The 25,448-nt window shown below is 71.1% G+C and carries 27 protein-coding genes; 7 read left to right on the top strand and 20 right to left on the bottom strand.

Annotated features, from left to right (window positions below; translation table 11 throughout):
• Window positions 1-118: 118 nt before the first annotated feature.
• Entirely contained in the window at window positions 119-1,309 is a 1,191-nt protein-coding gene (locus tag WH07_RS04805) for a TerD family protein (protein ID WP_198533718.1), read from the top strand.
• A gap of 134 nt (window positions 1,310-1,443) precedes the next feature.
• On the opposite strand, the gene WH07_RS04800 is transcribed toward WH07_RS04805, so the two are convergent.
• Complete coding sequence (locus WH07_RS04800; protein ID WP_046495701.1) at window positions 1,444-1,671, bottom strand: hypothetical protein; 228 nt, start codon at window positions 1,669-1,671, stop codon at window positions 1,444-1,446.
• A 323-nt stretch (window positions 1,672-1,994) separates the two neighbouring features.
• Window positions 1,995-3,413 (bottom strand): alkaline phosphatase PhoX, encoded by a 1,419-nt coding sequence (locus WH07_RS04795; RefSeq protein ID WP_046495698.1) that lies wholly within the window; start codon window positions 3,411-3,413, stop codon window positions 1,995-1,997.
• Window positions 3,414-3,516: 103 nt separating this feature from the next.
• On the opposite strand from WH07_RS04795, the gene WH07_RS04790 reads away from it, so the two are divergent.
• The gene (locus WH07_RS04790) at window positions 3,517-4,281 is read left to right on the top strand and encodes an SDR family NAD(P)-dependent oxidoreductase (protein ID WP_046495695.1); all 765 of its coding nucleotides are present in this window, start codon (window positions 3,517-3,519) and stop codon (window positions 4,279-4,281) included.
• Between the two features lie 170 nt (window positions 4,282-4,451).
• Here WH07_RS04790 and WH07_RS04785 read toward each other — a convergent pair whose 3' ends face one another.
• From WH07_RS04785 to WH07_RS04770, 4 genes are all read right to left on the bottom strand, one after another.
• A complete protein-coding gene (locus WH07_RS04785; protein WP_046495692.1) occupies window positions 4,452-5,960 on the bottom strand; it encodes a hypothetical protein in 1,509 nt (502 codons plus the stop codon).
• Window positions 5,961-6,238: 278 nt separating this feature from the next.
• Window positions 6,239-6,940, bottom strand: a complete 702-nt coding sequence (locus tag WH07_RS04780; RefSeq protein ID WP_046495689.1) for an antibiotic biosynthesis monooxygenase — start codon at window positions 6,938-6,940, stop codon at window positions 6,239-6,241.
• Between the two features lie 140 nt (window positions 6,941-7,080).
• Window positions 7,081-7,710 carry an SMI1/KNR4 family protein gene (locus WH07_RS04775; RefSeq protein ID WP_157877223.1) on the bottom strand — a complete coding sequence of 210 codons (630 nt, stop codon included), beginning with the start codon at window positions 7,708-7,710 and terminating at the stop codon, window positions 7,081-7,083.
• A gap of 338 nt (window positions 7,711-8,048) precedes the next feature.
• Window positions 8,049-8,723, bottom strand: a complete 675-nt coding sequence (locus tag WH07_RS04770; RefSeq protein ID WP_157877221.1) for a DUF4232 domain-containing protein — start codon at window positions 8,721-8,723, stop codon at window positions 8,049-8,051.
• Between the two features lie 145 nt (window positions 8,724-8,868).
• Here WH07_RS04770 and dapA point away from each other — a divergent pair, with 145 nt between their 5' ends.
• Complete coding sequence (dapA, locus tag WH07_RS04765) at window positions 8,869-9,783, top strand: 4-hydroxy-tetrahydrodipicolinate synthase (RefSeq protein WP_046495684.1); 915 nt, start codon at window positions 8,869-8,871, stop codon at window positions 9,781-9,783.
• A 63-nt stretch (window positions 9,784-9,846) separates the two neighbouring features.
• Here dapA and dapD read toward each other — a convergent pair whose 3' ends face one another.
• The 4 genes from dapD to WH07_RS04745 all read right to left on the bottom strand — a co-directional run bounded on the left by dapD (window position 9,847) and on the right by WH07_RS04745 (window position 12,203).
• Window positions 9,847-10,854 (bottom strand): 2,3,4,5-tetrahydropyridine-2,6-dicarboxylate N-succinyltransferase, encoded by a 1,008-nt coding sequence (gene dapD, locus WH07_RS04760; protein WP_046495680.1) that lies wholly within the window; start codon window positions 10,852-10,854, stop codon window positions 9,847-9,849.
• A 230-nt stretch (window positions 10,855-11,084) separates the two neighbouring features.
• On the bottom strand, window positions 11,085-11,303 hold the full coding sequence (locus WH07_RS04755) for a hypothetical protein (RefSeq protein ID WP_046495677.1): 219 nt from the start codon (window positions 11,301-11,303) through the stop codon (window positions 11,085-11,087).
• A 43-nt stretch (window positions 11,304-11,346) separates the two neighbouring features.
• A complete protein-coding gene (locus WH07_RS04750; RefSeq protein WP_046495675.1) occupies window positions 11,347-11,883 on the bottom strand; it encodes a TetR/AcrR family transcriptional regulator in 537 nt (178 codons plus the stop codon).
• Window positions 11,883-12,203 carry a DMT family transporter gene (locus tag WH07_RS04745; protein WP_046495672.1) on the bottom strand — a complete coding sequence of 107 codons (321 nt, stop codon included), beginning with the start codon at window positions 12,201-12,203 and terminating at the stop codon, window positions 11,883-11,885. The genes WH07_RS04750 and WH07_RS04745 overlap by 1 nt, the downstream gene beginning before the upstream one ends.
• A gap of 129 nt (window positions 12,204-12,332) precedes the next feature.
• Here WH07_RS04745 and WH07_RS04740 point away from each other — a divergent pair, with 129 nt between their 5' ends.
• Window positions 12,333-13,622, top strand: coding sequence for a hypothetical protein (locus WH07_RS04740; RefSeq protein ID WP_232788715.1), 1,290 nt, complete (start codon window positions 12,333-12,335; stop codon window positions 13,620-13,622).
• A 99-nt stretch (window positions 13,623-13,721) separates the two neighbouring features.
• On the opposite strand, the gene WH07_RS04735 is transcribed toward WH07_RS04740, so the two are convergent.
• From WH07_RS04735 to WH07_RS04700, 8 genes are all read right to left on the bottom strand, one after another.
• Window positions 13,722-14,060 carry a metal-sulfur cluster assembly factor gene (locus tag WH07_RS04735; RefSeq protein WP_046495667.1) on the bottom strand — a complete coding sequence of 113 codons (339 nt, stop codon included), beginning with the start codon at window positions 14,058-14,060 and terminating at the stop codon, window positions 13,722-13,724.
• The gene (gene sufU / locus WH07_RS04730) at window positions 14,057-14,521 is read right to left on the bottom strand and encodes a Fe-S cluster assembly sulfur transfer protein SufU (protein ID WP_046495664.1); all 465 of its coding nucleotides are present in this window, start codon (window positions 14,519-14,521) and stop codon (window positions 14,057-14,059) included. The genes WH07_RS04735 and sufU overlap by 4 nt, the downstream gene beginning before the upstream one ends.
• Window positions 14,522-14,573: 52 nt before the next feature.
• The gene (locus WH07_RS04725; RefSeq protein ID WP_408645798.1) at window positions 14,574-15,866 is read right to left on the bottom strand and encodes a cysteine desulfurase; all 1,293 of its coding nucleotides are present in this window, start codon (window positions 15,864-15,866) and stop codon (window positions 14,574-14,576) included.
• Window positions 15,863-16,627, bottom strand: coding sequence for a Fe-S cluster assembly ATPase SufC (gene sufC / locus WH07_RS04720; RefSeq protein ID WP_046495661.1), 765 nt, complete (start codon window positions 16,625-16,627; stop codon window positions 15,863-15,865). The genes WH07_RS04725 and sufC overlap by 4 nt, the downstream gene beginning before the upstream one ends.
• A 7-nt stretch (window positions 16,628-16,634) precedes the next feature.
• Window positions 16,635-16,952 carry a bifunctional 3-phenylpropionate/cinnamic acid dioxygenase ferredoxin subunit gene (locus tag WH07_RS04715; protein ID WP_046495659.1) on the bottom strand — a complete coding sequence of 106 codons (318 nt, stop codon included), beginning with the start codon at window positions 16,950-16,952 and terminating at the stop codon, window positions 16,635-16,637.
• On the bottom strand, window positions 16,952-18,130 hold the full coding sequence (gene sufD / locus WH07_RS04710; RefSeq protein WP_046495656.1) for a Fe-S cluster assembly protein SufD: 1,179 nt from the start codon (window positions 18,128-18,130) through the stop codon (window positions 16,952-16,954). The genes WH07_RS04715 and sufD overlap by 1 nt, the downstream gene beginning before the upstream one ends.
• A 114-nt stretch (window positions 18,131-18,244) precedes the next feature.
• Window positions 18,245-19,666: a Fe-S cluster assembly protein SufB gene (gene sufB, locus WH07_RS04705; protein WP_046495654.1), complete on the bottom strand. Its 1,422-nt coding sequence runs from the start codon at window positions 19,664-19,666 to the stop codon at window positions 18,245-18,247.
• Window positions 19,663-20,448, bottom strand: coding sequence for a helix-turn-helix transcriptional regulator (locus WH07_RS04700; RefSeq protein ID WP_046495651.1), 786 nt, complete (start codon window positions 20,446-20,448; stop codon window positions 19,663-19,665). The genes sufB and WH07_RS04700 overlap by 4 nt, the downstream gene beginning before the upstream one ends.
• Before the next feature lie 247 nt (window positions 20,449-20,695).
• On the opposite strand from WH07_RS04700, the gene WH07_RS04695 reads away from it, so the two are divergent.
• The 3 genes from WH07_RS04695 to WH07_RS04685 all read left to right on the top strand — a co-directional run bounded on the left by WH07_RS04695 (window position 20,696) and on the right by WH07_RS04685 (window position 23,637).
• Window positions 20,696-21,673 (top strand): ABC transporter ATP-binding protein, encoded by a 978-nt coding sequence (locus WH07_RS04695; protein ID WP_079022947.1) that lies wholly within the window; start codon window positions 20,696-20,698, stop codon window positions 21,671-21,673.
• Window positions 21,670-22,527: an ABC transporter permease gene (locus WH07_RS04690; protein ID WP_046495649.1), complete on the top strand. Its 858-nt coding sequence runs from the start codon at window positions 21,670-21,672 to the stop codon at window positions 22,525-22,527. Before WH07_RS04695 ends, WH07_RS04690 begins: the two co-directional genes overlap by 4 nt.
• Window positions 22,528-22,662: 135 nt before the next feature.
• Window positions 22,663-23,637, top strand: coding sequence for a COX15/CtaA family protein (locus tag WH07_RS04685; protein WP_046495646.1), 975 nt, complete (start codon window positions 22,663-22,665; stop codon window positions 23,635-23,637).
• Window positions 23,638-23,724: 87 nt separating this feature from the next.
• Here WH07_RS04685 and WH07_RS04680 read toward each other — a convergent pair whose 3' ends face one another.
• On the bottom strand, window positions 23,725-24,837 hold the full coding sequence (locus WH07_RS04680; RefSeq protein ID WP_046495644.1) for an amidohydrolase family protein: 1,113 nt from the start codon (window positions 24,835-24,837) through the stop codon (window positions 23,725-23,727).
• A gap of 168 nt (window positions 24,838-25,005) precedes the next feature.
• Window positions 25,006-25,401 carry a hypothetical protein gene (locus WH07_RS04675; protein ID WP_232788714.1) on the bottom strand — a complete coding sequence of 132 codons (396 nt, stop codon included), beginning with the start codon at window positions 25,399-25,401 and terminating at the stop codon, window positions 25,006-25,008.
• Window positions 25,402-25,448: the final 47 nt, after the last annotated feature.

Here is a 25,448-nt window from a genome sequence, read left to right as displayed (position 1 = left end):
GGTCGCCGGCCGCGCCGGGGTCCGGCCCGGCCCGTGCCTGCTCCGATGGGCGGGGGGGGGCGACGCGAATGGCGGAAGGTAAGGGAACGGCAAAGCGGGGTCGTTCGTTACGACGGGCATGACAGCTATGACGCCCGGCTCGAACATCCCCCTGCCCACCACCCATGTGGCGGTGGACGTCGCCGCGCCCGTGCGGCTCGACGTATCGGGCCTGCTGCTCACCGCCGACGGCAAGGTGCGCTCGGACGACGACTTCATCTTCTACAACCAGCCGACGGGCCCCGGTGTGACCCACCGCGCGGGCGGCGGCTCCGCGCCCGACGCGATCGTCGTCGACACCGCCGCCGTCCCGCCCGGTATCGAGAAGATCGTCGTCACCGCGAGCCCGGACGCCGCAGGGCAGAGCTTCCAGGGCATCGAGCCCACCGCCACCATCCGCGACTCCGCCTCGGGCGCCGTGCTGGCCACGTTCACCCCGCCCCGGCTGGGCACCGAGACCGCCCTCGTGGTCGTGGAGATCTATCTGCGGAACGGAGCGTGGAAGGCCCGCGCCGTCGGCCAGGGTTACGCCAATGGACTGGCCGGGATCGCCACCGACTTCGGGGTCTCGGTGGAGGAGCCCGCCCCGGTTCCCGCCGCGGCCCCGGCCGCCGCACCCGTACCGCCCGTTCCGGCCACCGCGCCGCCGGTCCCCGCGGCTGCTCCGGCGGCGGCTCCCGCGCCCGGCAGCGGGAAGATCAATCTCGACAAGGGCCGGGTCAGCCTCCAGAAGAACCAGACGGTGTCCCTGGTCAAGGGCGGCCGCCCGCTGCTCACCCAGGTCAAGATGGGCCTCGGCTGGGAGCCCGCGTACCGCGGCAAGGACATCGACCTCGACGCGTCGGTGATCGCCTACGGCCCGAACCGTAACCATCTGGACAGTTGCTACTTCGGCAAGCTGTCCATTCTCAATGGCGCCATCAAGCACTCCGGCGACAATCTGACCGGCGAGGGCGCCGGCGACGACGAAGTGATCATGGTGGACCTGGGCCGGCTGCCCGCCGATGCGACGGGCCTGGTGTTCACGGTCAATTCCTTCTCGGGCCAGAAGTTCACCGAGGTCGCCAAGGCGTACTGCCGGCTGATCGACGCGGCCACGGACGAGGAGCTGGTCCGCTTCGATCTGACGAGCGCCGAGCCGCAGACCGGGGTGATGATGGCGAAACTGATCAAGCAGTTCTCGGGCGAGTGGGAGATGACCGGCCTCGGGGAGTTCGTGAAGTCCCGCACGGTCCGCGGCATGGTGAAGCCCGCCGCGAAAATCCTCTGACCGCGAGGCCTGGGCAGGGCCGGGCGGTCCGGGGCCGGGGCCCGGCCGAGGCGGGGTGGCCCGGTCCCTCCTCGGCGCCGCGGGGTCCCGTCAGGACCCGCGGCGCCGAGGGGGCACGGCGTTCGGGGTGCGGCTCAGAGCTTGGTCAGCTTGGCGAAGGGGCTGAGGATCCGCCCCTGTCGCCCCGAGAAATCGATGAGCACGGCATGGTCGCCCTCGACTCCGATGACTCTGCCCAGGCCGAACTGATCGTGTGAGACACGGTCTCCCACATCGAACTGCTCGGGCGGGGGAGAGGCCGGGGCCTGGCGGTTGAAGGGACTGGACGGCAGGTGGCGCCGGGATCCGGCTGACTTTGTCATTACCTTGGAGTATGCGCCCAATGAGCCCCGACGCGCCATGCCCGGCGGCCGACGGGCCGCCGGATCACTCCTTCCGGGACCCGTCGGAAAGGGCTAGGGCCTCTCGTTTGGATCTTGCTGGGCTCGCGTGCCCTGGCACCGCGCCTCGCGGCGTTGTCGTCAGTCGCCTACTCCCCCACAGCCTTAAGGGCGTGGGAGGTACCCCCTCCGCGTGGGCTCCATCCTCCGCCTTGCGATACACGGCACCAACACCGACATCAGCCGCTCCCGCGGCGGGCGCTCCCTGATCCAGCCAGACCCAAACGAAAGACCCTAGCTAGGCGTCAGTGCCGGGGCGTGCGGCGCCAGGGGCCGGTGATGGCGAGCATGATGCCCGGCTCCTGGATATTGGCGAACAGCGTGCGGCCGTCGGGCGAGAACACCACACCCGTGAACTCGCTGTCGTTCAGGTCGTTTCGGGCGATGGGGTACGTACGACCGCGCTCCGTCGCGCCGAAGAGGTGCTGGACCCCCTCGCCGTCCTCCGCGATGACCAGACCGCCGTACGGCGAGACGGTGATGTTGTCCGGGCCGTCGAAGGCGCCGTCCTTGTCGGGCTCGGTGTTGACGCCCAGCAGCACCTTGAGCGTCAGGGTGCGGCGACGGGGGTGGTAGAACCACACCTGCCCGTCGTGCGGCCTGCCGGGGCTCTCGTCACGGGCGTACGACGAGACGATGTACGCGCCGCCGTCCGCCCACCACATGCCCTCCAGCTTCCTGGCCCGGGTGACGTCCTCGGCCTCGAACTGCTGGCGTACGTCGACCGTCCTGGCGTCCCGGTCCGGAACGTCCACCCAGTCCACGCCGTACACGACACCGATCTTGGTGGCGCGCGACAGGTCGTCGACGAAGCGGCCGCCCGCGTCGAAGCAGCGCGGCGCCTGGAGGACACCCGCGTCGTCGGCGAGCCGGCGGAGCTGGCCGCGGCCGTGCTTGAAGCCGTGCGGCGGGACCCAGCGGAAGAAGAGGCCGTTGGGCTCGTCGGCGTCCTCGGTCAGATACGCGTAGCCGGTACGGGGATCGATGACGACGGCTTCGTGGTCGTAGCGGCCGAACGCCTTGATGGGCTTGGAGTTCTGGTTGGCACGGCGGTCGTACGGGTCGACCTCGAAAACATAGCCGTGGTCCTTGGTCATCCCGTTCTGACCCGCGCGGTCGGAGTTCTCCTCGCAGGTGAGCCAGGTGCCCCAGGGGGTGCGCCCGCCGGCGCAGTTGTTGGCCGTACCGGAGATACCGACCCACTCGGCGGTGCGGCCGTCGCGGTGCGTCTCGACGATGGTGCAGCCGCCGGGCGCGGCGGGGTCGTAGACCAGACCCTCGGTGAGCGGCACCGGGTACTCGACCTCGTCCCTCGGGCCGTCCAGCTCATGGTTGTTGACGAGCAGGGTGACGCCGCGCGAACCCTCGAAGGTGGCGGTGCCGTCGTGGTTGGAGGGGGTGTCCTCGCCGGTCTCCAGCTTGGTGACACCGCTGTGCGTGATGATCCGGTACGAGAAGCCGGCGGGCAGCGCGAGCATGCCGTGCGGGTCGGGGCGCAGCGGTCCGTACCCGGGCTCCTGCTCCGGGCGGCCGGCGATCTCGGGGGCGTCTTCCGCGGCGAGCGCGCCGGGCGCGGTGGCGAGCGCGCCCGCGGCGCCGGTCAGGGCGAAACCCGCCCCGGTGAGTGCGGTGCTTCCGGTGAATTCCCTGCGGGTCAGCGACATCGCGATCTCCTGGAGGGCACAAGACGGAGGGATACGCTCCAGACGCTTCCGTCCACGGACAAACGCCGGTTGAACACCGGCCGACATCGAGAGGCCAGCTTCCATGAACCTGCCAACCACCGGTCGTCGTGTCCTCGTCAGCGGCGCGTCCCGCGGTCTTGGCCGCGCGGTCGCGGGGGTCTTCGCCGCGAACGGCGACCGGGTCGCCGTCCACTACGCGACGCGCGCCGACGACGCCCGCACCACGCTGGACTCCCTGTCCGGTACGGGTCATACGCTGACCGGCGGCGACCTGTCCGACCCGGCGGAGGCGGCCCGGATCATGGACGAGGCGGAGGGGGCGCTCGGCGGGATAGACATCCTGGTCAACAACGCGGCGGTGAACGAGCCGCATCCGCTGCCGTCGACCTCGTACGAGGAGTGGACCACGGCCTGGCAGCGCCACCTCTCCGTCAACGTCCTGGCCACGGCCCTGCTCAGTCATCGCGCCGCCCGCTCGATGATCGACCGGGGCACGGGCGGGCGGATCATCAACATCGGCTCACGCGGCGCGTTCCGCGGCGAACCGGACTACCCGGCGTACGGCGCGACCAAGGCGGCCGTCCACGCACTGGCCCAGTCCCTGGCGGTCTCCCTGGCCCCGTACGGCATCGGCGTCGCGTCCGTGGCCCCGGGCTTCTTCGAAACGGAACGCGTGGCCCACCGCCTGACGGGCCAGGAGGGCGAATCGATCCGCGCCCAGAGCCCGTTCGGCCGGGTCGCCACGGCGGAGGAGGTGGCGGAGGCGGTGCGATGGCTGGCATCACCGCAGGCGGAATGGGCAGCGGGCACCACACTTGACCTCAACGGAGCGTCATACCTGCGGTAAGCAAGCGCACCCCGACGCCGGCTGCCGACTCGCTCGCGGGCCGCGGAATCCAGCCCGTCCGGCGTTTGAGGACGGAACCGCCCGCCCCGGCGCCGGGTGCGCGAAGAACAAGCCCGTCCGGCGATTGAGGACGAACCGGCTCGCCGGGCGGGCCCGGCGAGCCGCCACCGCTACGCCCGCGACCTCGCCTTGAACGCCGCCTTCCGCGCGTCCTTCGACACCGCCCGGTCCCGGTGCAGCCTCCCCATCGCCTCCAGCACCTCCGCCGTCGCCGGATGCTCCACCCGCCACGCCGCGTCGAAGAAGCCGCTGTGGCGGCCCACGAGCCCCTCGACCAGTTCCTGGAGCTCTTCCGGTTCACCCTCCGCGTCGAGCTGCGCGGCGATCGTGTCGATGGCGAGCCAGAAGATCATCGATTCCGGCGGCGGCGGCACGTCCCGCGCGCCCAGTTCCGCGAGCCAGACCCGCGCCAGGCCGCCCAGTTCCGCGTCGGCGAGCACGCCCCGTACCGCAGGTTCCGCTTCCGCGCCGACCAGGGAGAGCGCCTGCTGGCAGTGCAGGCGGCGCAGCGGCGCGCCGGGGTCGGTGCCGCGCGCGGCGGCCAGCAGTTCCTCCGCCGCCTCGGCCGGCGCGCGCCGGGCCAGCCACTGTTCCGTCTCCGCGCGCGCGGACAGCTCGGGGAACCGTGCGACCCCGTCCAGCAGCGCATGCGCGTCCTTGTCCGCGAGATCGCCGACCGCGGGCGCGTCGACGCCCGCCTCCAGCATCCGGGACCTGATCCCGTACAGCCCGAGCTGCGTCAGCCGGACCATCCCATACCGGGCGACGTCCTCGTCGTCAACCGGCAGCGACGCGTCCGCGCCCCCCGCGTCCTCCTCCATCAGGGCCTCGTCCACCGGTACGTACGAGACGAGCCCGACCGGCTCCAGCAGCCGGAACTGGTCGTCCAGCCGCATCATCGCCTCGGAGACCTGCTCCAGGATGTCGTCGGTGGGCTCGCCCATGTCGTCGGGGACGATCATCGACGCGGCGAGCACCGGCAGCGGCACCGGCCCGGGACCGGACGCGCCGCCCACGGCCCCGATGCCCCCGCCGTCCGCGACGGTGAGCAGATAGAGGTTGCCGAGCACGCCCTCCAGGAACTCCGCCTCCGACTCCGGGTCCCAGTCGAGCGACTCGAAGTCGATCTCGCCGTCCTCGCCGATCGCCGCCGCCAGATCGTCCAGGACGGGCGCGGTCGCGTCCGCGAACACGACGTCCAGGGCGTCCAGCCAGAGCGAGAGGACGTCCTGCGGGGAGCCGGAGGCGATCAGCCCGAGCTGATCGCCCGCGGTGACCCGCGCCGCGGTGGTGTCGTCCTCGCCCTCGTCCGGCGCGCCGCCCTCGCCGTCGTCTCTGTCGTCACCGTCCTCGACCGCCACCAGACCCGTGTCGACCGCGACCCGCCACGCCTCGCTCGCGTACGCCTCGCCCTCCGCCTCGGACAGGCCGAGCACCTCAGCCGCCTCGGGAAGCTGTTCATCGACCAGTTCGCCTCCCGCCCCCACACGCGTCCCGGGTCCGGCCCAGCGGGCGAGGCGCACCGCGCGGGCGAGCAGGGGCGCGGAGAGCGCCTCCCGCGCCAGTTCCGCGTCCGAGGGAAGTCGTACCGGTGGGACGGTGGGGCGGTCTCCGGTCATCTGGTGGGTCTCCTCGCAGCATGCGGATTCACGGCGGCCCCCAGCGTAGACGCATTTGGACCCATCCCACCCGGTTCATGTACCCGACAGGGGGTCCGGGGCCGGGCGCCCTTGACAACTGGCTTGCCCAGCAAGGAGATTACGCGCGTAGAACCACCTGTGTACGCCACTTCCCCGAGTTGCCCGAGAGCCGGGCCGAGGGGCTTTCTGGCACCCCCGGACCGCCCAGGGGACCGCGGCGGTCCGGCCGTACCCCACATACGGCCGGGCCGCCGCTCTCAGCCGGCGCTCAGACTCAGCGCGGGCGTGTACCGCGTCACGGAGCTGACCGCCAGGCCGGGGTAATTCTGTACCCGCCGCCACTCGTCGGTGGCCGAGCCGATCCCGTCCCCCGGCGCCGCCAGCGCGTCGATGTGCGCCTGCTGGGTCTCCCACTGCGCGAAGTTGAGGACCCGGGTGCCGTCCGTGCTGACATGGAAGTGCGCCGAGATCCCGCCGGGGGCCGGGGCCGGATCGCTCGCCAGGGCCGCGAAAACGGCGTCGACCCAGCCCTTCTGCCGCCCGGCATCTGGCCCTTCGAACTCCACCTCGACGATCACCACACAGCCGGGCACCCGGCTCTCGTCCTCGGCGCGGTCCGCCCGGTACAGCTCGTACGGGCGCAGCCCGACGCGCTCGATACCGGGCACGGCCGCGTCGATCTCCGCGTTCCGCTCGTCACGACGGGTACGGACGAATTCCGCGTACGCGTCGGCTCCGCTCCACTGCGAGTAGTGGAGCAGCGTGTCCCCGTCGTTGCCGGTCAGGACGGAGTACGAGAGGAGGCCGGTGTCCGGCCACTCCCGGCTCCCCCACGCGCGGCCGATCGCCTCGACCGCCGCCCGCTGCCGCTCGGGGCTGCCGAGACGCCAGCGGCTGACCATGACGACGCCCACTCCGGGACGGGTGATCTCGGGCAGGGCGCCGGACCGCACGGACATGGTGATCCCTCCTCGATGGCGCACCCCCGCGGTGCGCCCTCACCACCATGCTCGAAGATGAAGTGCGGTTGAGGTCAACCAGCGCTCCCCATCGCTGTCCAGCGCTGCCCCGGAGATCACTGTCCCGGAGCGCGGCACCCTCAGACCACGACGTCGAACCATGGCCGCCTGGTCGTGGCCCAGTGCGCCACCCAGCTCGTGAACCCGTCCCCCGCGGCGGGATGTCCGAATGCCGCCCCGAACGGCGCCGCCCCCACATCGCTGATGTTCCAGATCCGCCCCCGCTGCGGTCCGGTCACGACGAGATGCCAGTACATGCCGCAGCCGTCCGTGCCCAGCACCACGCTCCCGTGGTTGGAGACCTCGTCGATGAGCGGCTCGATCTCCTCGTACGGCCGCGGGTCGTCCTCCCAGACCCAGGCCCTGGTGAGCGGGAAGGGTTCCGAGAGCACCCGCTGCTGCTCTGCGCAGCCCCAGTCGGCGGGCAGCGCCGCCACGGGTATCAGCCCGTCCACATCGGCCGGCCCCTCGCTGCACCCGTCGCAGATCTCGGCGACCAGCGTGCGGTACGGCTCGGGCAGCACGACCCCCTGCTCGCGTTCGAAGGCGCGCACCGCGTCCCACCCCAGCGGCGGCAGGCAGTGCTCCGGCGGGAACGCCGCGCGCAGCACGTCGAGTTCGCTCCGGTCGCCCGCGCTCATGCCGCCCGCGCCCGGATCCGGCGCGCCTGATTCGCCCCGGTGGGCGTTTTCGTTCTCCATGCTCTTCATGCCCTCCATGTCCTCCGTTGGACCCGCACCCACTGACAGTCCGGCCCCTGTTACCCCGAAGCCCCTACCGGCACGCTGATGTCGTGGGCCCCGTCGCCCACCGGAGGCAGATCGCCCCGCTCAGCCGGGATCCCCGGGTACGCCTTCCCGGTCCTGCGGCCCGCGGCCGCGAGGGCAGGGCCCTGCGGCGGTAAGAGCCGTGCCAGTGGTCGGCGCAGAGTACGCATCATGGGAGCATCCTGCCGCATTCCGAACGGGCGGCCGATCACTGTTCGATGCCGATATACGCGCGCCGAATGACGGAGGGCGGACTACTGCCGATGGCAGAGTCCGACCACTCAGGACGGCTCCGCGGCGGGTCCGGGGGCCCAGGCCGTCACATCCAGTTCGCCCGACGTGCCGACGTCGAGCGGCATGGGCAGCGTGCTCCGCTCCGCGCCCTTCGTCGCCGCGACCACCACATACGCGCCCTCGGGAGGGGTCACGGTGCCGGTGATCCGGCTGTCCCAGTGCAGGACCGACAGCGCCGACTCGCCGGGCGCCAGCGTCAGTTCCCCCGGGGCCTCGACCCGCGACGCGTCGGTGTACGCACCGCCGTGGATCACCTTCATCGCGAGCGGCTCGCGCGACCCGTCCAGGGCGCCGATCTCCGGATAGCCGTGGACGCGGTATGGCTTGTTTCCGCAGTTCGTCAGCGTGATGTCCACGGCGCGCTCGCCCAGGGCGGCGTTCACAGGACCGTGGCTGACGGAGACTCCGGAAGCGAGACAGGGCCCGGGACCCTGGTCGGCCCAGGGCGCGGGGCCGCCCTCAAATTCGGGAGTCGGGGTGGAGGAAGCGCTGTACGAGGGGGTCGGAGCCGGTGAGGACAGCGCCCCCGGGCGCACGCCCCGCTCGGCGTCGATCTCGTTGCGGATGTCGGCGCAGCCGGCCGCCCCCGCCATCACCGCCAGCGCGGCCACCGCCGCACCGACGGGACCGCGTACCCATTCCATACGAGCCGAACCGGCCACACGAACCTCCCCCGTCCGGCGCCGTTTGCACGCCGCCGCCGATCATGCCAGACGCCCGGCCGTCCCCCGCATTCAGCTCTGCTTCACTCCCACTCAAAGCAGAACTAAGTAGACCTTCACAGTCCGCTGGACGGACACTGCCCGTATGAGCACTCCCCGTAACGGCGCACCACGCCCCTTCGGCCGCGCCCTCTGCGCGATGGTCACGCCCTTCACCGCCACCGGAGAGCTGGATCTGGACGGCGCCCGCGAACTCGCCGGCCATCTGGTGGCCGAGGGCTGCGACGGGCTGGTCCTGAACGGGACCACCGGCGAGTCCCCCACCACCACGGACGAGGAGAAGACCGCGCTGGTACGGGCCGTCCGGGAGGAGGTCGGCGACCGGGCCCATGTCGTCGCGGGCGTCGGCAGTGCCGACACCGGGCACACGATCGCCCTGGCACACGCGGCCGAACAGGCAGGCGCCGACGGCCTCCTGGTGGTGACGCCGTACTACAGCCGCCCGCCCCAGCAGGACATCGAGGCACACTTCCTGCGCGTCGCGGACGCCGCCGGGATCCCGCTGATGCTGTACGACATCCCGGCGCGCACCGGCGTCCGCATCGAGCCCGAGACCATGCTCCGTCTCGCCGGGCACCCGCGCGTCGTCGCCGTGAAGGACTGCGCGTACGACCTGCTCGGCAGCTCCACGGTGATCGCCCGCACCTCACTGGCGTACTACGCGGGCTCCGAGGAGCTCAACCTCCCGCTGTACGCGATCGGCGGCGCCGGATTCGTCAGTACGGTCGCCAATGCCGCGCCCCGTCAACTGCGCGCGGTCCTCGACGCGTACGACTCCGGGGCGCTCGCCGAGTCCAGGCGCCTCAACCAGCTCACACTTCCGCTGGTCACGGCGATGATGGCGGCCGGCCTGCCGGGCACGGTCACCGCGAAGGCACTGCTCGGCACGCTCGGCCTGCCCGCCGGACCGGTCCGTGAACCGCTGCGGCCCGCCGGCCGGGAGACGGCCGACGGGCTGCTGAAGGCGTACGGGGAACTCCTGGCCGCTTCAAGCCGTTGAAGGCACCAGAGCCCCTGAAGGGCACCAGGCCCTGAGTGTCCCCCGAATGCTCGGTCGGAGCGCTCAGTTGTGGCTGTGGAGCACATCGTTGAGGCCGCCCCAGACCGCGTTGTTCGGACGGGCCTCGACGGTGCCGGTGACCGAGTTGCGGCGGAAGAGGATGTTGCTCGCGCCTGACAGCTCACGGGCCTTGACGACCTGACCGTCCGGCAGGGTGACCCGCGTACCGGCCGTGACATACAGCCCCGCCTCGACCACGCACTCGTCGCCCAGCGCGATCCCGACGCCCGCCTCCGCGCCGATCAGGCAGCGCTCGCCGATCACGATGCGCTCCTTGCCGCCGCCGGAGAGCGTGCCCATGGTGGACGCGCCGCCGCCGATGTCGGAGCCGTCGCCGATGACGACGCCCGCGGAGATCCTGCCCTCGACCATGGAGGTGCCGAGGGTGCCCGCGTTGAAGTTGACGAAGCCCTCGTGCATCACGGTCGTGCCCTCGGCGAGATGCGCGCCGAGGCGTACCCGGTCGGCGTCGGCGATCCGGACACCCTTGGGCGCCACGTAGTCGGTCATCCGCGGGAACTTGTCGACCGAGGTCACCTGGAGGTGCAGGCCCTCGGCGCGCGCGTTGAGCCGTACCGTCTCCAGCGTGTCGACGGCGACCGGGCCGAGAGAGGTCCAGGCGACATTGGCGAGCAGCCCGAAGAGTCCGTCGAGGTTCTGGCCGTGCGGCAGGACCAGACGGTGGCTGAGCAGATGCAGGCGCAGATACGCGTCGTGCGCGTCCAGCGGCTTGTCGTCGAGCGACGTGATGACCGTACGGACGGCGACGACCTCGACCCCGCGGCGCGCGTCGGGCCCGACGGCCCTGGCCGCGCCCGCCCCGAGCAGCTCCACGGCGCGCTCGGCGGTGAGCCGCTCGGTGCCGGCCGGTCCGGGCTCCGCGGCGAGCGCGGGAGCGGGGAACCAGGTGTCCAGGACGGTGCCGTCCCCGGCGAGGGTGGCGAGCCCGGCGGCGACGGCGCCGGTGGTACGGGCAGGACGTGCGGAAGCAGCAGAAGCGGTGTCGGTCATGCTCCGAACTTAACGTTTCGGGCGCCGCGCGGGCGAACCGGTCTCAGGTGCCGGGCGCGGGCGGGTCCGAGGCGGCGGGCATGCGCCGGAGCGGGCCGAGCGGCGCGAACCGGGCCCGCCCGGACCGAGCGGCGCGGCCCGCCCCGGTCGGCGGAACCGGGCCCCGGCGCCGGGCAGCGGACCCGGGTAGCCGCGCCCGTCAGCGGACCCGGGCGGCGGCGCCCGTCAGCTCAGCTCGGCTCCACTCCACTCAGCCGGTTGTCGTCCCTCCCACGCACCACGTGGTCGATGTCGTCCTCCGCGCGCGGCAGCGGCCGGTGCCCCTCCGAGTGATGGTTGACCCAGCCGCAGACACCACAGCTGTAGCGGCCGTCCAGCCCGGCGATCAGGGTTCCGCACTGCCGGCACTCCGCATAGGTGATCTCGGGGCCCGGGGAGGAATGGCTCATCCGATCAACCTACCGCCGAACCCGCGCCGGCCGACCGCGCCGATCAGGGAATCAGCCGCGCCAGCATCTCCCGCGCGTACTCCTCGTCGTACGGCGTGCCCGTGAGCAGCGCCTGCAAGCAGAGCCCGTCCATCATCGCGACCAGCGCCCGTACCGTGACGGGATCGGTCCGCCCGGCCAGCGCCTCGGCCACGCCGTCGCACCACTCCGCAGCGACCGGCCGCAGCGCGGGCCGCCGCAGGGCCGCGAGATACAGCTCGTACTCCAGCTCCACACCCGTGCGCTCCCCGGCGAGCCAGTCCCCCATGAGCCGGGCCAGCTCGGCGGCGACGTCGCACTCCGGATCCGCGAGGGTCCGGCTCTCCTGGAGATAGGCGGCGAAGGTCTCGTTGACCTGGCGCAGCGCGGCGACCAGCAGTTCGTCGAGCGAGGTGAAGTGGTACGTGGTCGAGCCCAGCGGCACATCGGCCTCCGCCGCGACCGTACGGTGGCTCAGCCCCGCGATCCCGCTCCGCCCGACCACCCGGATCGCGGCGTCGATGATGCGCCCGCGCCGCTCGGGGTCGTACCGACGGGTCATCAGTGGGCCCCTCCCAGGTTGAGCACGAGGACCCCCGCGATCACCAGGGCGATGCCGGCCAGTTTGAGCGCGCTCGTGGACTCGCCCATGAAGACCATGCCTATGGCGGCGATGACCGCCGTGCCGGCGCCGGACCATATCGCGTAGGCGGTGCCCATGGAGAGGGTCTTGAGGGTCTGTGAGAGCAGCGCGAAGGCTATGACGTACCCCGCCACGGTGATCACCGAGGGCCACAGCCGGCTGAAACCCTCGCTGTACTTCATGGCCGTCGTCCCGGCCACCTCCGCCGCGATCGCCGCGGCCAGCAGTCCATATCCCATGTGTACGAGTGTACACAACGATACGTACGCCCGTACGCACCGGCCCTTCCACCGCCCCTCTCGGAACGGCCACGCGGAGCGGTTACGGTATGCCGTCCGGATCCGGGCGAGCGAGAACGGGGGAGAGTCGTGACGCAGGGCATGGGGCAGGACGGAAACGATCCTCAAGGCAACGACCCACAAGGAGGCGGGCGGCAAGGGGACGGCCCGTGGCCGAACAGCCCCGAGGGCGACGACCCCCAGGGCAGCGGCCCGTACAACAGCGGCCCTCACGGCGGCAGTCCGTACGGCAGCGGACCGCACGGCCCGAACGGCCCGTACGGGAACGGCCCTTACGGCGGCGGTCCGAGCGGCCCTCACGGCGGCGGCCCCTACGGCTGGGGCGGCTGGACGCCCCCTCCCCCGCCGCCCAGGCCCGGCGTGATCCCGCTGGCGCCGCTCGGTCTCGGCGACATACTCGGTGGCGCCTTCGCCACCATGGGCCGCTACGCCAAGCCGCTCTTCGGCCTGACCGCCCTGGTGTACGGCGCCGCCCTCGTCGCGGTCGCGGCAGCCCTGGCGGTCGCGTACGGGACGGTCGGCGAACGGCTGCACCGGGTCATCGACACGGCGACGGCGTACGACATCGATCCGGCCTGGGAGGACATACGCCCGCTGCTGATCGCTTTCGGCTGTGTCTGGGTCTTCGGCATGCTGACACTGCTGGCCGCCAATGCCCTGGTCCTGGCGGCCTGCCCGGCAATAGTCCAGAACGCGGTCCTGGGCCGGCCCGCCACGCTCGGCGCGACGGCTCGCCGGGCGGCGGTCCGGGCCCCCGCGGTGCTCGGCACGGCAGCTCTGAGCTGGCTGATCGCTCTCGTACCTCTGGTGCTGTTCGTGGGCGGCTTCACCGCCGCGGTGGCCTCGTTCGCCACCTGGGGCGACTACGCCCCCGCCCCCTGGCTGATCCCCCTCGGCCTCCTGGGCGCGCTGGCCTGTGCGCCCCTGGCCATCTGGCTCTGGGTCCGATTCAGCCTGGCCCCCGCGGTCGCCGTGATCGAATCCCATGGCCCGGTCGCGGCCCTGCGCCGCTCGACCGCGCTGGTGCGCACCGCCTGGTGGCGGATCTTCGGCATCTCCCTGCTGGCCTCGGTGATGGCGGGCGTCGCGGCCCTGGTCATCCAGCAAGTGGTGAACAGCCTGGGCGTGTTCCCCGCCGCCCTCGACCCCACCACCACCGGCAGCGATCCGGGCGCCGGCGAGGTCCTGATCGTCGTCGCCGGCTATCTGCTCCTGGCGACACTCGCCCAGTTCATCAGCCAGATCATCTCGACGACCTTCCCCCAGCTCGTCCTCACCCTGCTCTACGTCGACCAGCGCATCCGCAAGGAAAACCTGGCCCCCACCCTGGCAGCGGCAGCGGCAAGGCCCCCCGTCTGACCACCTCGTACGACGTCACCGCGCGGCCACCGACACACCGAGACCCCCGGCCGTCGGCCGGGGGTCCCGTGAAGCGGTGGCGCGATCGGGCGTTCGTGGTCAGACGTTGAAGCCCAGGGCGCGGAGCTGTTCGCGGCCGTCGTCGGTGATCTTGTCCGGGCCCCACGGCGGCATCCAGACCCAGTTGATCTTCAGCTCGCTGACGATGCCGTCCGTCGCCGCCTTCGCCTGGTCCTCGATCACATCGGTCAGCGGACAGGCCGCCGACGTCAGCGTCATGTCCAGGGTCGCGTTGTTGGACTCGTCGATGTGGATGCCGTAGATCAGGCCGAGGTTGACGACATCGATACCCAGCTCGGGGTCGACGACGTCGTACAGCGCCTCCCGGACCTCGTCCTCCGAGGCCGGCTTGATCGTCAGGGTCTCGTTCTCGCTCATGCCGTCTCCTTCGTCGCGCTGTCGCCCAGGGCCTGGGCCGTCGCGTCCTTCCACGCCATCCAGCTCAGCAGAGCGCACTTGACACGGGCGGGGTACTTGGAGACACCGGCGAACGCGATCGCGTCCTCCAGCACCTCCTCCATCGCGTCGTCCGGCTCCAACTGGCCCTTGGAGTGCATCAGCTCCAGGAAGGTGCCCTGGATCTTCCGCGCCTCGGCCAGCTCCTTGCCGACCAGCAGGTCATTCAGTACGGATGCGCTGGCCTGGCTGATGGAGCAGCCCTGCCCCTCGTACGAGACATCCGCGATCCGCGAACCTTCGTACCGCACACGCAGCGTGATCTCGTCACCGCAGGTCGGGTTCACGTGGTGCACTTCGGCGTCGCCGTCCCGGAGACCGCGCCCGTGCGGGTGCTTGTAGTGGTCCAGGATGACGTCCTGGTACATCGAATCCAGCTTCACGGACAGCCTCTCAAGTCCTCGCCTCGTCCCTCAATCGAAGACGTTCTCAACCTCAACCGAAGAAGTTACGGACGTGCTCCAGGCCTTCGACCAAGGCGTCGACCTCGGCCGGAGTGGAGTACAGATAGAAAGACGCTCGCGTCGTCGCGGGAATTCCGTACCGAAGGCAGACCGGCCGGGCGCAGTGGTGGCCGACCCGGACGGCGATGCCCTGCTCGTCGAGGACCTGGCCCACATCGTGCGGGTGGATGTCGCCGAGCGTGAAGGAGATCGTGGCACCGCGGTCCTCGGCCGTCGCCGGTCCGATGATGCGCAGGTCGGGGACCTCCAGCAGGCGCTTCACCGCGTACTCGGTGATCGCGTGCTCATGCTCGGCGATCCGGTCCATCCCGATCGCGGTGAGATAGTCCACTGCCGCGCCGAGGCCCACGGCCTGCGCGATCGGGGGCGTACCCGCCTCGAATTTGTGCGGCGCCGGTGCATAGGTCGACGAGTGCATCGACACGGTCTCGATCATCTCGCCGCCGCCGAGGAACGGAGGCAGGTCCTCCAGCAGTTCCTGGCGGCCCCAGAGCACTCCGATCCCCGTGGGGCCCGCCATCTTGTGACCGGTGAAGGCCACGAAGTCGGCCTGGAGCGCCTGGACGTCCAGCACCTGATGGGGAGCGGCCTGCGAGGCGTCGACACAGACCAGCGCACCGACCTCCTGGGCCCGGCGGACGATCGTCTCGACCGGGTTCTGGGTGCCCAGGATGTTGGAGACCAGCACAAAGGAGACGATCTTCGTCTTCTCGGTGATGATCTCGTCGATGTTCGACAGGTCGAGCCGGCCGTCGTCGGTGATGCCGAACCACTTCAGCTTCGCGCCCGTACGCTGCGACAGAAGCTGCCACGGCACGATGTTGGAGTGGTGCTCCATCTCCGTGATGACGATCTCGGTCTCGTGGTCGACCCGGTAGGGCTCATCGGCCCAGCCGAGCATATTGGCCACGAGATTGAGCGACTCCGACGCGTTCTTGGTGAATATCACCTCGTCGCGGCTGGGAGCGTTGATGAAGGCGGCGATCTTGTCCCGCGCGCCCTCGTACAGCGCCGTGGCCTCCTCGGCGATGGTGTACACGCCGCGGTGGACATTCGCGTTGTGCCGCTCGTAGTACTCGTTGAGCGCGTCGAGCACCTGGCGCGGCTTCTGCGAGGTCGCCGCGGAGTCCAGATACACGAGCTTCTTGCCGTCGTGGATCATCCGGTCGAGGATCGGGAAATCCTTGCGGATCGCCTCGTCCAGCAGGCGGTGGTCCGACGCGCGGTGGTCCGACGCTGTGAGAAGGCCCGGCAGCTCTGTCACGCGGGTACGCCACCCTTCACATATGCCTCGTAGCCCTCTTCCTCCAGCTTGTCGGCCAGTTCCGCGCCACCGGACTCGGCGATCCGGCCCTGGGCGAAGACATGGACGAAGTCGGGCTTGATGTAGCGGAGAATCCGCGTGTAGTGCGTGATCAGCAGCGTGCCGACCGCGCCGGTCTCGCGGACGCGGTTGACGCCCTCGGAGACAACGCGCAGCGCGTCGACGTCGAGGCCGGAGTCGGTCTCGTCGAGGATCGCGATGCTGGGCTTCAGCAGTTCGAGCTGGAGGATCTCGTGGCGCTTCTTCTCACCGCCGGAGAAGCCCTCGTTCAGATTGCGCTCGGCGAAGGCCGGGTCCATCTGGAGCCGCTCCATGGTCTCCTTGACCTCCTTGACCCAGGTCCGCAGCTTGGGGGCCTCGCCCCGTACGGCGGTGGCGGAGGTGCGCAGGAAGTTGGAGACGGAGACACCGGGGACCTCGACGGGGTACTGCATCGCGAGGAAGATCCCGGCGCGGGCGCGCTCGTCGACGGTCATCCCGAGGACGTCCTCGCCGTCCAGGGTGACGGTGCCGCTGGTGATCGTGTACTTGGGGTGGCCCGCGAGGGAGTACGCGAGGGTCGACTTGCCGGAGCCGTTGGGGCCCATGATGGCGTGCGTCTCGCCCTGCTTCACGGTCAGGTCGACACCCTTGAGGATCTCGCGGGGGCCGGTCTCGGCCTCGACGGAGACGTGCAGGTCGTGGATTTCAAGCGTTGCCATGGGTGACTCAGGACTCCTGGGTGACGGAGACGAGCACATCGTCCCCTTCGATCTTTACGGGGTATACGGGGACGGGGCGCGTCGCGGGCAGACTCGACGGCTTGCCGGTACGGAGGTCGAAGCTGGAGCCGTGCAGCCAGCATTCGATCATGCAGTCCTCCACCTCGCCCTCGGAGAGCGAGACATTCGCGTGCGAGCAAATGTCGTTGATCGCGAACACCTCGCCGCCGGTGCGGACGACGGAGACCGGCGTGCCGTCGAGTTCCACCCGCTTCGGGGTGTCCTCCTCCAGCTCGCCGAGGGCGCAGACACGGACGAAGGCCATCAGACGGACGCCTCCAGTTCCGCCTCGATCTTCGCCATCAGACGCTCTTCGAGCTCCGGCAGCCCGATCTTCTGGACCAGTTCGGCGAAGAAGCCGCGGACGACCAGCCTGCGGGCCTCGGTCTCCGGGATGCCGCGGGCCATCAGATAGAAGAGCTGCTCGTCGTCGAAGCGGCCGGTGGCCGAGGCATGGCCGGCGCCGGCGATCTCTCCGGTCTCGATCTCCAGGTTCGGCACCGAGTCGACCCGCGCGCCGTCCGTGAGGACCAGGTTGCGGTTCATCTCGTACGTGTCGGTGCCCTCGGCCGCGGCGCGGATCAGTACGTCACCGATCCAGACGGCGTGCGCGTCGGTGCCCTGGAGCGCGCCCTTGTAGGCGGCGTTGGACCGGCAGTGCGGGGCGTTGTGGTCGACGAAGAGACGGTGCTCCTGGTGCTGGCCGCGGTCGGTGAAGTACAGGCCGAACAGCTCGGCGTCCCCGCCGGGGGCCGCGTACCGCACCTGGGGCGTGAGCCGTACGAGATCGCCGCCGAAGGTGACCACGACGGACTTGAAGGAGGCGTCCCGGCCGACCAGCGCGTTGTGCTGGGCGACATGGACGGCCTTCTCGTCCCAGTCCTGGAGGGAGACGACGGTCAGCTTGGCGCCGTCCCCGAGGAGATAGTCGACATTGGCGGCGAGCACGGCGTCACCGGTGTGCTCGATGACGACGACCGCCTCGGCGAAGGCGCCCAGCTCGATGATCTGGTGGCCGTAGGCCGTACCGCCCTCGCCGTGCACGGCGATCCTCACCGGCTCGCTCAGCACGGTCTCCTTGGGCACCGAGACGACCGAGGCCTTCTCGAACGAGGAGTACGCCTGGGCGGCGACCCGGTCCACCGGCGTACCGGCCCGGCCGATCCGCGCGTCGTCCCGGCCCACGGTCTCGACGACGACGCCGTCGGGGGCGGTCACCTCGACCGTGACGCCGTCCGCCGCGACGGCCGTGCCGTCGTGCAGCCCGCGCAGCCGCTCCAGCGGCGTGAACCGCCACTCCTCCTCACGTCCGTGCGGGACGGGGAAGTCCGCCACGTCATAGGAGGGGGGCGCGCTCATGCGCGTGGCGACGGTCGACTCGGCGGCCACCGCGATCGACCCGGCGGTGGTGGAACCCGCCGGAATGTTCTGAGCCTCAGCCATGGCTGTCGTCGTGCTCTCTCTCTGCCTCTGCGTAAGGAAAAACGGTCGCTGCTGGGGTCGGGCGGAGGTCCGGCCGCGCTTGCGGGGGCCGGACTCCGTCCGTCGGGGCCGTGGTCAGCCGACGGAGCCTTCCATCTGCAGCTCGATCAGCCGGTTCAGCTCCAGCGCGTACTCCATGGGCAGTTCCTTGGCGATCGGCTCGACGAAGCCGCGCACGATCATCGCCATCGCCTCGAACTCGGAGAGACCGCGGCTCATCAGATAGAAGAGCTGGTCCTCGGAGACCTTGGAGACGGTCGCCTCGTGGCCCATGGACACGTCGTCCTCGCGGACGTCCACGTACGGGTAGGTGTCGGAGCGCGAGACGGTGTCCGTGAGCAGCGCGTCACAGAGCACATTGGACTTGGAGCCCTCGGCGCCCTCGCCGATCTCGATCAGACCGCGGTACGACGTACGCCCGCCACCGCGCGCCACCGACTTGGAGACGATGTTCGACGAGGTGTTGGGGGCCATGTGGACCATCTTGGCGCCGGCGTCCTGGTGCTGCCCCTCGCCCGCGAAGGCGATGGACAGGGTCTCGCCCTTGGCGTGCTCGCCCATCAGATAGACGGCCGGGTACTTCATGGTCACCTTGGAGCCGATGTTGCCGTCGACCCACTCCATGGTCGCGCCCTCGTAGGCGACGGCCCGCTTGGTGACCAGGTTGTACACGTTGTTCGACCAGTTCTGGATGGTCGTGTAGCGGCAGCGGCCGCCCTTCTTGACGATGATCTCGACCACGGCGCTGTGCAGCGAGTCCGAGGAGTAGATCGGGGCCGTACAGCCCTCGACGTAGTGGACGTACGCGTCCTCGTCGACGATGATCAGCGTCCGCTCGAACTGGCCCATGTTCTCCGTGTTGATACGGAAGTAGGCCTGGAGCGGGATGTCGACATGCACGCCCTTCGGCACATAGATGAACGATCCGCCCGACCATACGGCGGTGTTCAGCGACGCGAACTTGTTGTCGCCGACCGGGATGACCGTGCCGAAGTACTCCTGGAACAGCTCCGGGTGCTCCTTGAGCGCGGTGTCGGTGTCCAGGAAGATGACGCCCTGCTGCTCCAGGTCCTCACGGATCTGGTGGTAGACGACCTCGGACTCGTACTGCGCGGCGACACCCGCGACGAGGCGCTGCTTCTCCGCCTCCGGGATGCCGAGCTTGTCGTACGTGTTCTTGATGTCCTCCGGCAGTTCCTCCCAGGAGGCGGCCTGCTTCTCGGTGGACCGTACGAAGTACTTGATGTTGTCGAAGTCGATGCCCGACAGGTCCGAGCCCCAGCTCGGCATGGGCTTCTTGTCGAACAGGCGCAGACCCTTGAGCCGCAGCTTCAGCATCCACTCCGGCTCGTTCTTCTTCTCCGAGATGTCACGGACGACATCCTCGGAGAGTCCGCGCTTGGCCGCGGCGCCGGCGGCGTCGGAGTCGGCCCAGCCGAATTCGTACGTACCCAGACCCTCCAGCTCGGGGTGGGCGGTCTCCGTGGGGAGCGTCATTCGGGGTTCCTCCCGGCTGTGCTTTCAGAAGCGTGATCAGTGGTCTCTGCGGTGGCGGCGGTCTCCGCGGTCGCGGTGGCCTCTGCGGTCGCGGTGGCGCGGGGGATGAACGTCGTGCAGACGCCGTCACCGTGGGCGATGGTGGCCAGTCGCTGCACATGGGTCCCGAGCAGCTCGGAGAAGGACTCCGTCTCCGCCTCGCAGAGCTGCGGGAACTGCTCGGCGACATGGGCGACCGGGCAGTGGTGCTGGCAGAGCTGCTCGCCCTGCCGGTTCGGCGCGCTACGCGCCGTAGCAGCGTACCCGTCGGCGCTCAGCGCCTCGGCCAGGGCCTCGGTGCGCCTGGCCGGATCGGCCTGCTCGACCGCCCGGCGGTAGCTCTCCGACTGGTCGGCGAGCCGGGCACGGGCGAAGGCAGCGACGGCCGCCTCGCCGCGCTCCCCGCCGCCCGCGCTCCTGGCGATCCAGCGCAGGGCGTCCGCGGCGAGCTGGTCGTACGACTGGTCGAAGGCGTCCCGGCCGCAGTCAGTCAGGACGAACACCTTGGCCGGCCTGCCGCGTCCGCGTGATCCGTAGACCCGCTGCTCGCGCGGTTCCACCACGGAATCGGCGACCAGCGCGTCGAGATGGCGGCGGACGGCGGCCTGGGTGAGCCCGAGGCGCCCCGCCAGCTCGGAGACCGTGGAGGGGCCGTGGTCCAGGATGGAGCGCGCGACGCGGTTGCGAGTGGGGTGCTCACCGGTCGCGAGTTCCTCCTGGGGAGCCTCGCCGACGTATTTCACAACGCCATTGTTGCGTAATTCGTCCGGCCGTGACAACCACGGTCCGCAGCGGTCTCCGGTGCGCTTCATCACTAAGGGTTACCTAACAACGACCCTCGCCACCCCGGCCGGCCTGCTCTTCTTCCGGCTCGCGACCGGCTGCCGAGCGATGCGTACAGGTTCGGGACACCGCACTTTTCCGGCCTGCGGACAGATCCTTTCGGCCCCGCGGCCCGGGGTCCGGCGGGCGCTGCCTAGACTGCCCGGCATGCACAGCGTCTTCCCGGGCGGCTCCCTGCCCGACCGCGCGCCCGCAGCAGGCACACGGGATCCCGTGGTCGAGGTCCACGGCCTGGTCAAGCGGTACGGGGACAGAGCCGCGGTGGACGGTCTCGACCTGGTGGTGCGCGCCGGTACGGTCACCGCCGTGCTCGGCCCCAACGGAGCCGGCAAGACCACCACCGTGGAGACCTGCGAGGGCTATCGCAGGGCCGATTCCGGCACCGTACGCGTCCTCGGTCTCGACCCGGTCGCCGACGCCGCCCGGCTCCGTCCCCGCATCGGCGTGATGCTCCAGTCGGGTGGTGTGTACTCCGGAGCGCGCGCCGAGGAGATGCTCCGCCACATGGCCCGGCTGCACGCGCGGCCGCTGGATGTGGACGCGCTGATGGAACGGCTCGGCCTCGGCGACTGCGGACGTACGGCCTACCGGCGGCTCTCCGGCGGCCAGCAGCAGCGGCTCGCGCTCGCCCTGGCCGTGGTCGGCCGGCCGGAGCTGGTCTTCCTGGACGAGCCGACGGCCGGGCTCGACCCGCAGGCCCGGCGCTCCACCTGGGAACTGCTCCGCGAACTGCGCGCCGACGGCGTCACCGCCGTACTGACCACGCACTTCATGGACGAGGCCGAGGAACTGGCCGACGACGTGGTGATCATCGACGCGGGCCGGGTGATCGCCCACGGCAGCCCCGAGGAGCTGTGCCGGGGCGGCGCCGAGAACACCCTGCGCTTCACCGGCCGCCCCGGGCTCGACCTCGGCTCGCTGCTGAAGGCGCTGCCGGACGGCACCGCCGCGGCGGAGCTGTCGCCGGGCGCGTACCGGATCAGCGGCTCGGTCGATCCGCAGCTCCTGGCCACGGTCGCCTCCTGGTGCGCGCAGCACGGTGTGATGGCCGACGGGATCTCCGTCGAGCGGCACACCCTGGAGGACGTCTTCCTCGAACTGACCGGCAAGGAGCTGCGTTCATGACCGCCGACGCCGTTACGAGCAGCGCGACGGGCGCCGTCAGAAGCGCCGGTACGTACGCCCCCGCGCCCGGCGCGGCACCGCTGCTCCGCATGATCGCGGCCCAGACGGCGTTCGAGACGAAGCTGCTGCTGCGCAACGGCGAGCAGCTCCTGCTGACCGTGATCATCCCGTCGCTGCTGCTGGTGCTGTTCTCGACGGTCGACATCATCGACACGAGCGGTACCGGCACCGGCGGTGGCCCCGGCAGCGGCTCCGACAAGGCGGTGGACTTCCTCGCGCCCGGTGTCCTCGCCCTGGCGGTGATGTCCACGGCGTTCACCGGACAGGCCATCGCCACCGGCTTCGAGCGGCGGTACGGAGTGCTCAAGCGGCTCGCGGTGTCACCGCTGCCGCGGTGGGCGCTGATGACCGCCAAGACGCTCTGCGTCCTGGTCACCGAAGTGCTCCAGATCATGCTGCTGACGGTGATCGCGCTGCTGCTCGGCTGGTCGCCGCAGGGGGCGGCCACCCCGTCCGGGGCGCTCGCCGTACTGCTGCTGCTCGTGCTGGGGACCGCGGCCTTCTCCGGGCTCGGTCTGCTGATGGCGGGCACGCTCCGGGCCGAGGCGACCCTGGCCGCGGCCAATCTGGTCTTCCTGCTGCTCCTGGTGGGCGGCGGGGTGATCGTGCCGCTGGACCGGTTCCCGGACGCGGCGGGCTCGGTGCTCGCGCTGCTGCCGATCTCGGCGCTCTCCGACGGGCTGCGGGACGTCCTCCAGCAGGGCGCCGCGACGCCCTGGGGCGATCTCGGGGTGCTGGCCGGCTGGGCCGCGCTGGGGCTCGGGGCGGCGGCCGTGTTCTTCCGCTGGGAGTGAGCGCCGGGCATTGAGGGCTGGGTGTTGAGCGCCGGCGCTGGGGGTCGCGCACGCGGCGTTGAGCGCCGGGCGCGAAGATGCCGGAAGAGCCCGTCCCGTACCCCTCGTGAAAACCTGCACAAGCTCCCGCCTACGATGGTTGCCGTGCTGACCCCCCTCGCCCATATCGCCCAGCGCTGGACACCGTCACCCCGTACGGTCCAGCGCGCCGCGCTCACCGCCGTCGTGATGAGCGTGGTGATCGTCGTCACCGGCGGCGCGGTCCGGCTGACCGGCTCCGGCCTCGGCTGCGACACCTGGCCCAAGTGCACGGACGACAGCCTCTTCGCCACCCCGGAGCAGGGAATCCACGGGGCGATCGAGTTCGGCAACCGGATGCTGACCTATGTGCTGTGCGCGGCGGTCGGCTGGGCGATCGTGGCGGTTCGCTCGGCGAAGCCCCGGCGGCGCGGGCTGACCCGGCTCGCCTGGTCCCAGTTCTGGATCGTGATGGGCAATGCCGTGCTCGGCGGGGTCACGGTGTGGATGGGCCTCAACCCCTGGACCGTGGCGGGCCACTTCCTGCTCGCCACCACCCTGCTCACCGTCACCACCCTGACCTGGCTGCGCACCCGCGAGGGCGACAGCGCGGCCCGGCCGCGGGTCCCGCGCCCGGTGCGCAAGCTGTCCTGGGCGCTGACCGGCGCGGCGGTGGTCCTGATCGGGGCGGGTACGGTCGTGACGGGCTCGGGGCGGCACGCGGGCGACAGCAGCGATGTGCCGCGGATGCCGTTCGACTGGGTCACCGCCGCCCATGTGCACGCGGTGTTCGCCTGGCTGGTCTGCGCGCTGGCCGTGGCGATGTGGCTGGTGCTGCGGGTGGTGGACGCTCCGCCGGACACCCGGACGCGCGCCAGGGAACTGCTGCTGGTCCTGCTCGCCCAAGGCGCCATCGGCTATGTGCAGTTCTTCACCGACGTACCCGAGATCCTGGTCGGCGCGCACATGTTGGGCTCGTGCCTGGTGTGGATCGCGGTGCTGCGGCTGGCGATGAGTGTGCGCGAGCGCCCGCACGCCGCACCGGGAATCCCCGCGCAGCAGGAGTCCCCGCTGTCGGCTGTTCCGAGCTGAGCCCACGCCCGGCCGAGCCCACACCCGGCGGTCCCGCGCCTGGCTGAATCCGGGGACGGCTGAGTCCGGGATTCCGCGACAGCCGCTTCAGTCGCCCAACAGCCGGTAGAGGCGCCGCGCGTTGCCCGCCGCGATCATCCCGGCGACCCGCTGCGCGTCACCGGGCGCCCAGGACCCGTCGGCCACCCAGCCGCCCAGGACCCGCGCCAGCGCCTCCCGGAACACCCGCGCCCCCACCACATGCAGCTCCGGCAGCCCTCGCGCGCCGCTGGAGAACAACAGCTTCCCGAACGGCGCCAGTTCCAGGACCTCCGCGAGTACGGCGGTGGCCCGGGCCCCGGTATGCGCGAGGGCGGGCCCCAGATCGGCGTACACATGCGGGAAGGCCCCGGTGAGCTGGGCCGCGTGCCGGTGGTACGGATAGGCCCCCAGCAGGACCAGATCGGTGCCGAGGCCGGCGGTGGCCGCCACGAAACCGGTGAGCGGCAGCGGATCCGTACGCCCCGGCCGCGGATATCCGGCACCGGCGCCCATGTGCAGTTGCAGCGGCAGCCCGGAGCCGACGGCCGTCCACAGCAGATGCCGCAGCAGTACAGGATCGGTGAGCGGCGCGCCGGCCACCCGCCCGGCCAGCCAGTGGTCCGCCGCACTCCGTACCTCGCCGGGCCCCGGCGGCTCCGGGGCGAGCGCCAGACCGTGCCGGATCCCGGCGACCGAGCTGAAGGCGACGGCCGAGGCGGCGGCGGTGTGCACGGACTCGGCGAGACCGGAGAGAAACGTGCCGACCCCGTCCGCTCCGTCAGCGACGCGCTCGGCGAGCGGTTCGAGCCGTACGATCTCCAGCGCCTCGGCCGCACCGGCCGAGGCGATCTCGGCGGGCCCGGTCAGATCGCCGGGCAGCCCGGTGTCCACCAAATAGGTGGCGATCCCGGTGGACCGCAGCAGCCGCCGGCCCGCCTCCAGGACCCCCAGCTCCCGGCGGCGGGCCAGATAGCGGGCCGGGGGGCAGTGCGGTTCGAGACCGAGTACGGGCGGACACCAGCGGCGTACCGCGAAACCGGTCTGGGTGTCGAAGAAGGTGGTGCCGGCGGCGGGCGGCCCCGCCGTCCTGCCGAGCTGGGCCTCGAAGGTGCCGAGCCCCAGCTCTCCGCGGAGCACCCCGTGGCAGTACTGGTCGACCAGGGACGCAGTTTCGATCATCGGGATTCCCGTCGTGGACCGTACTCCTACCCGGACTAACGGGTGAACCGCGATCGGGTGGCGCCCAGGGCGCGCCCGGGGCCCGTGACGGCCGTCATGTCAGCCGTACGAGCCCGGTCGCCGCCGGTCGTCACAGGGCCGGGACGGCGGGGGGCCGGGACGGCCGAATCAGTGGCCGAGCTGGATCCCGGCCATCCGCTTCCATTCGTACGGGCCGGTGCGGACCTTGGCCGCGAGTTCCCCGTCGAAACTCTCGTGCAGAGTGAGTCCGGCCTTCTCGGCGGCGCCGAGCGCGACCTCGTAGCTGGGGGCGACGAGATCGCCCCAGCCGCCGTCCTCGCCGACAAGGACGATCCGGGTGCCCGCCTGTCCGAGGTAGGCGAGCCGTCCCTCGGCGCCGCCGTGCCGCTTGGCGAAGGCGCCGATCTGCTTGGCGAGCCGGGCGGCCCGGCGTGCGTCGCGCGTCGCCCGGCGGGCCGCGGCCCCGCTCTCGGCACTCGCCGCGCTGACGGCGCTCTCGTCGGGATCGGGCTCGCTCTGGTCAACCTGCTGGGTCTCTGACATGAATTCGATGCTACCCACGGGTAGATCAACCGGCGACGGGCGGGCCG

The organism is Streptomyces odonnellii (assembly GCF_000981895.1).
Classification (GTDB): domain Bacteria; phylum Actinomycetota; class Actinomycetes; order Streptomycetales; family Streptomycetaceae; genus Streptomyces; species Streptomyces odonnellii.
Note: the sequence above shows the minus strand (reverse complement) of the source record. Positions and strands in the feature narration are given on the sequence as shown.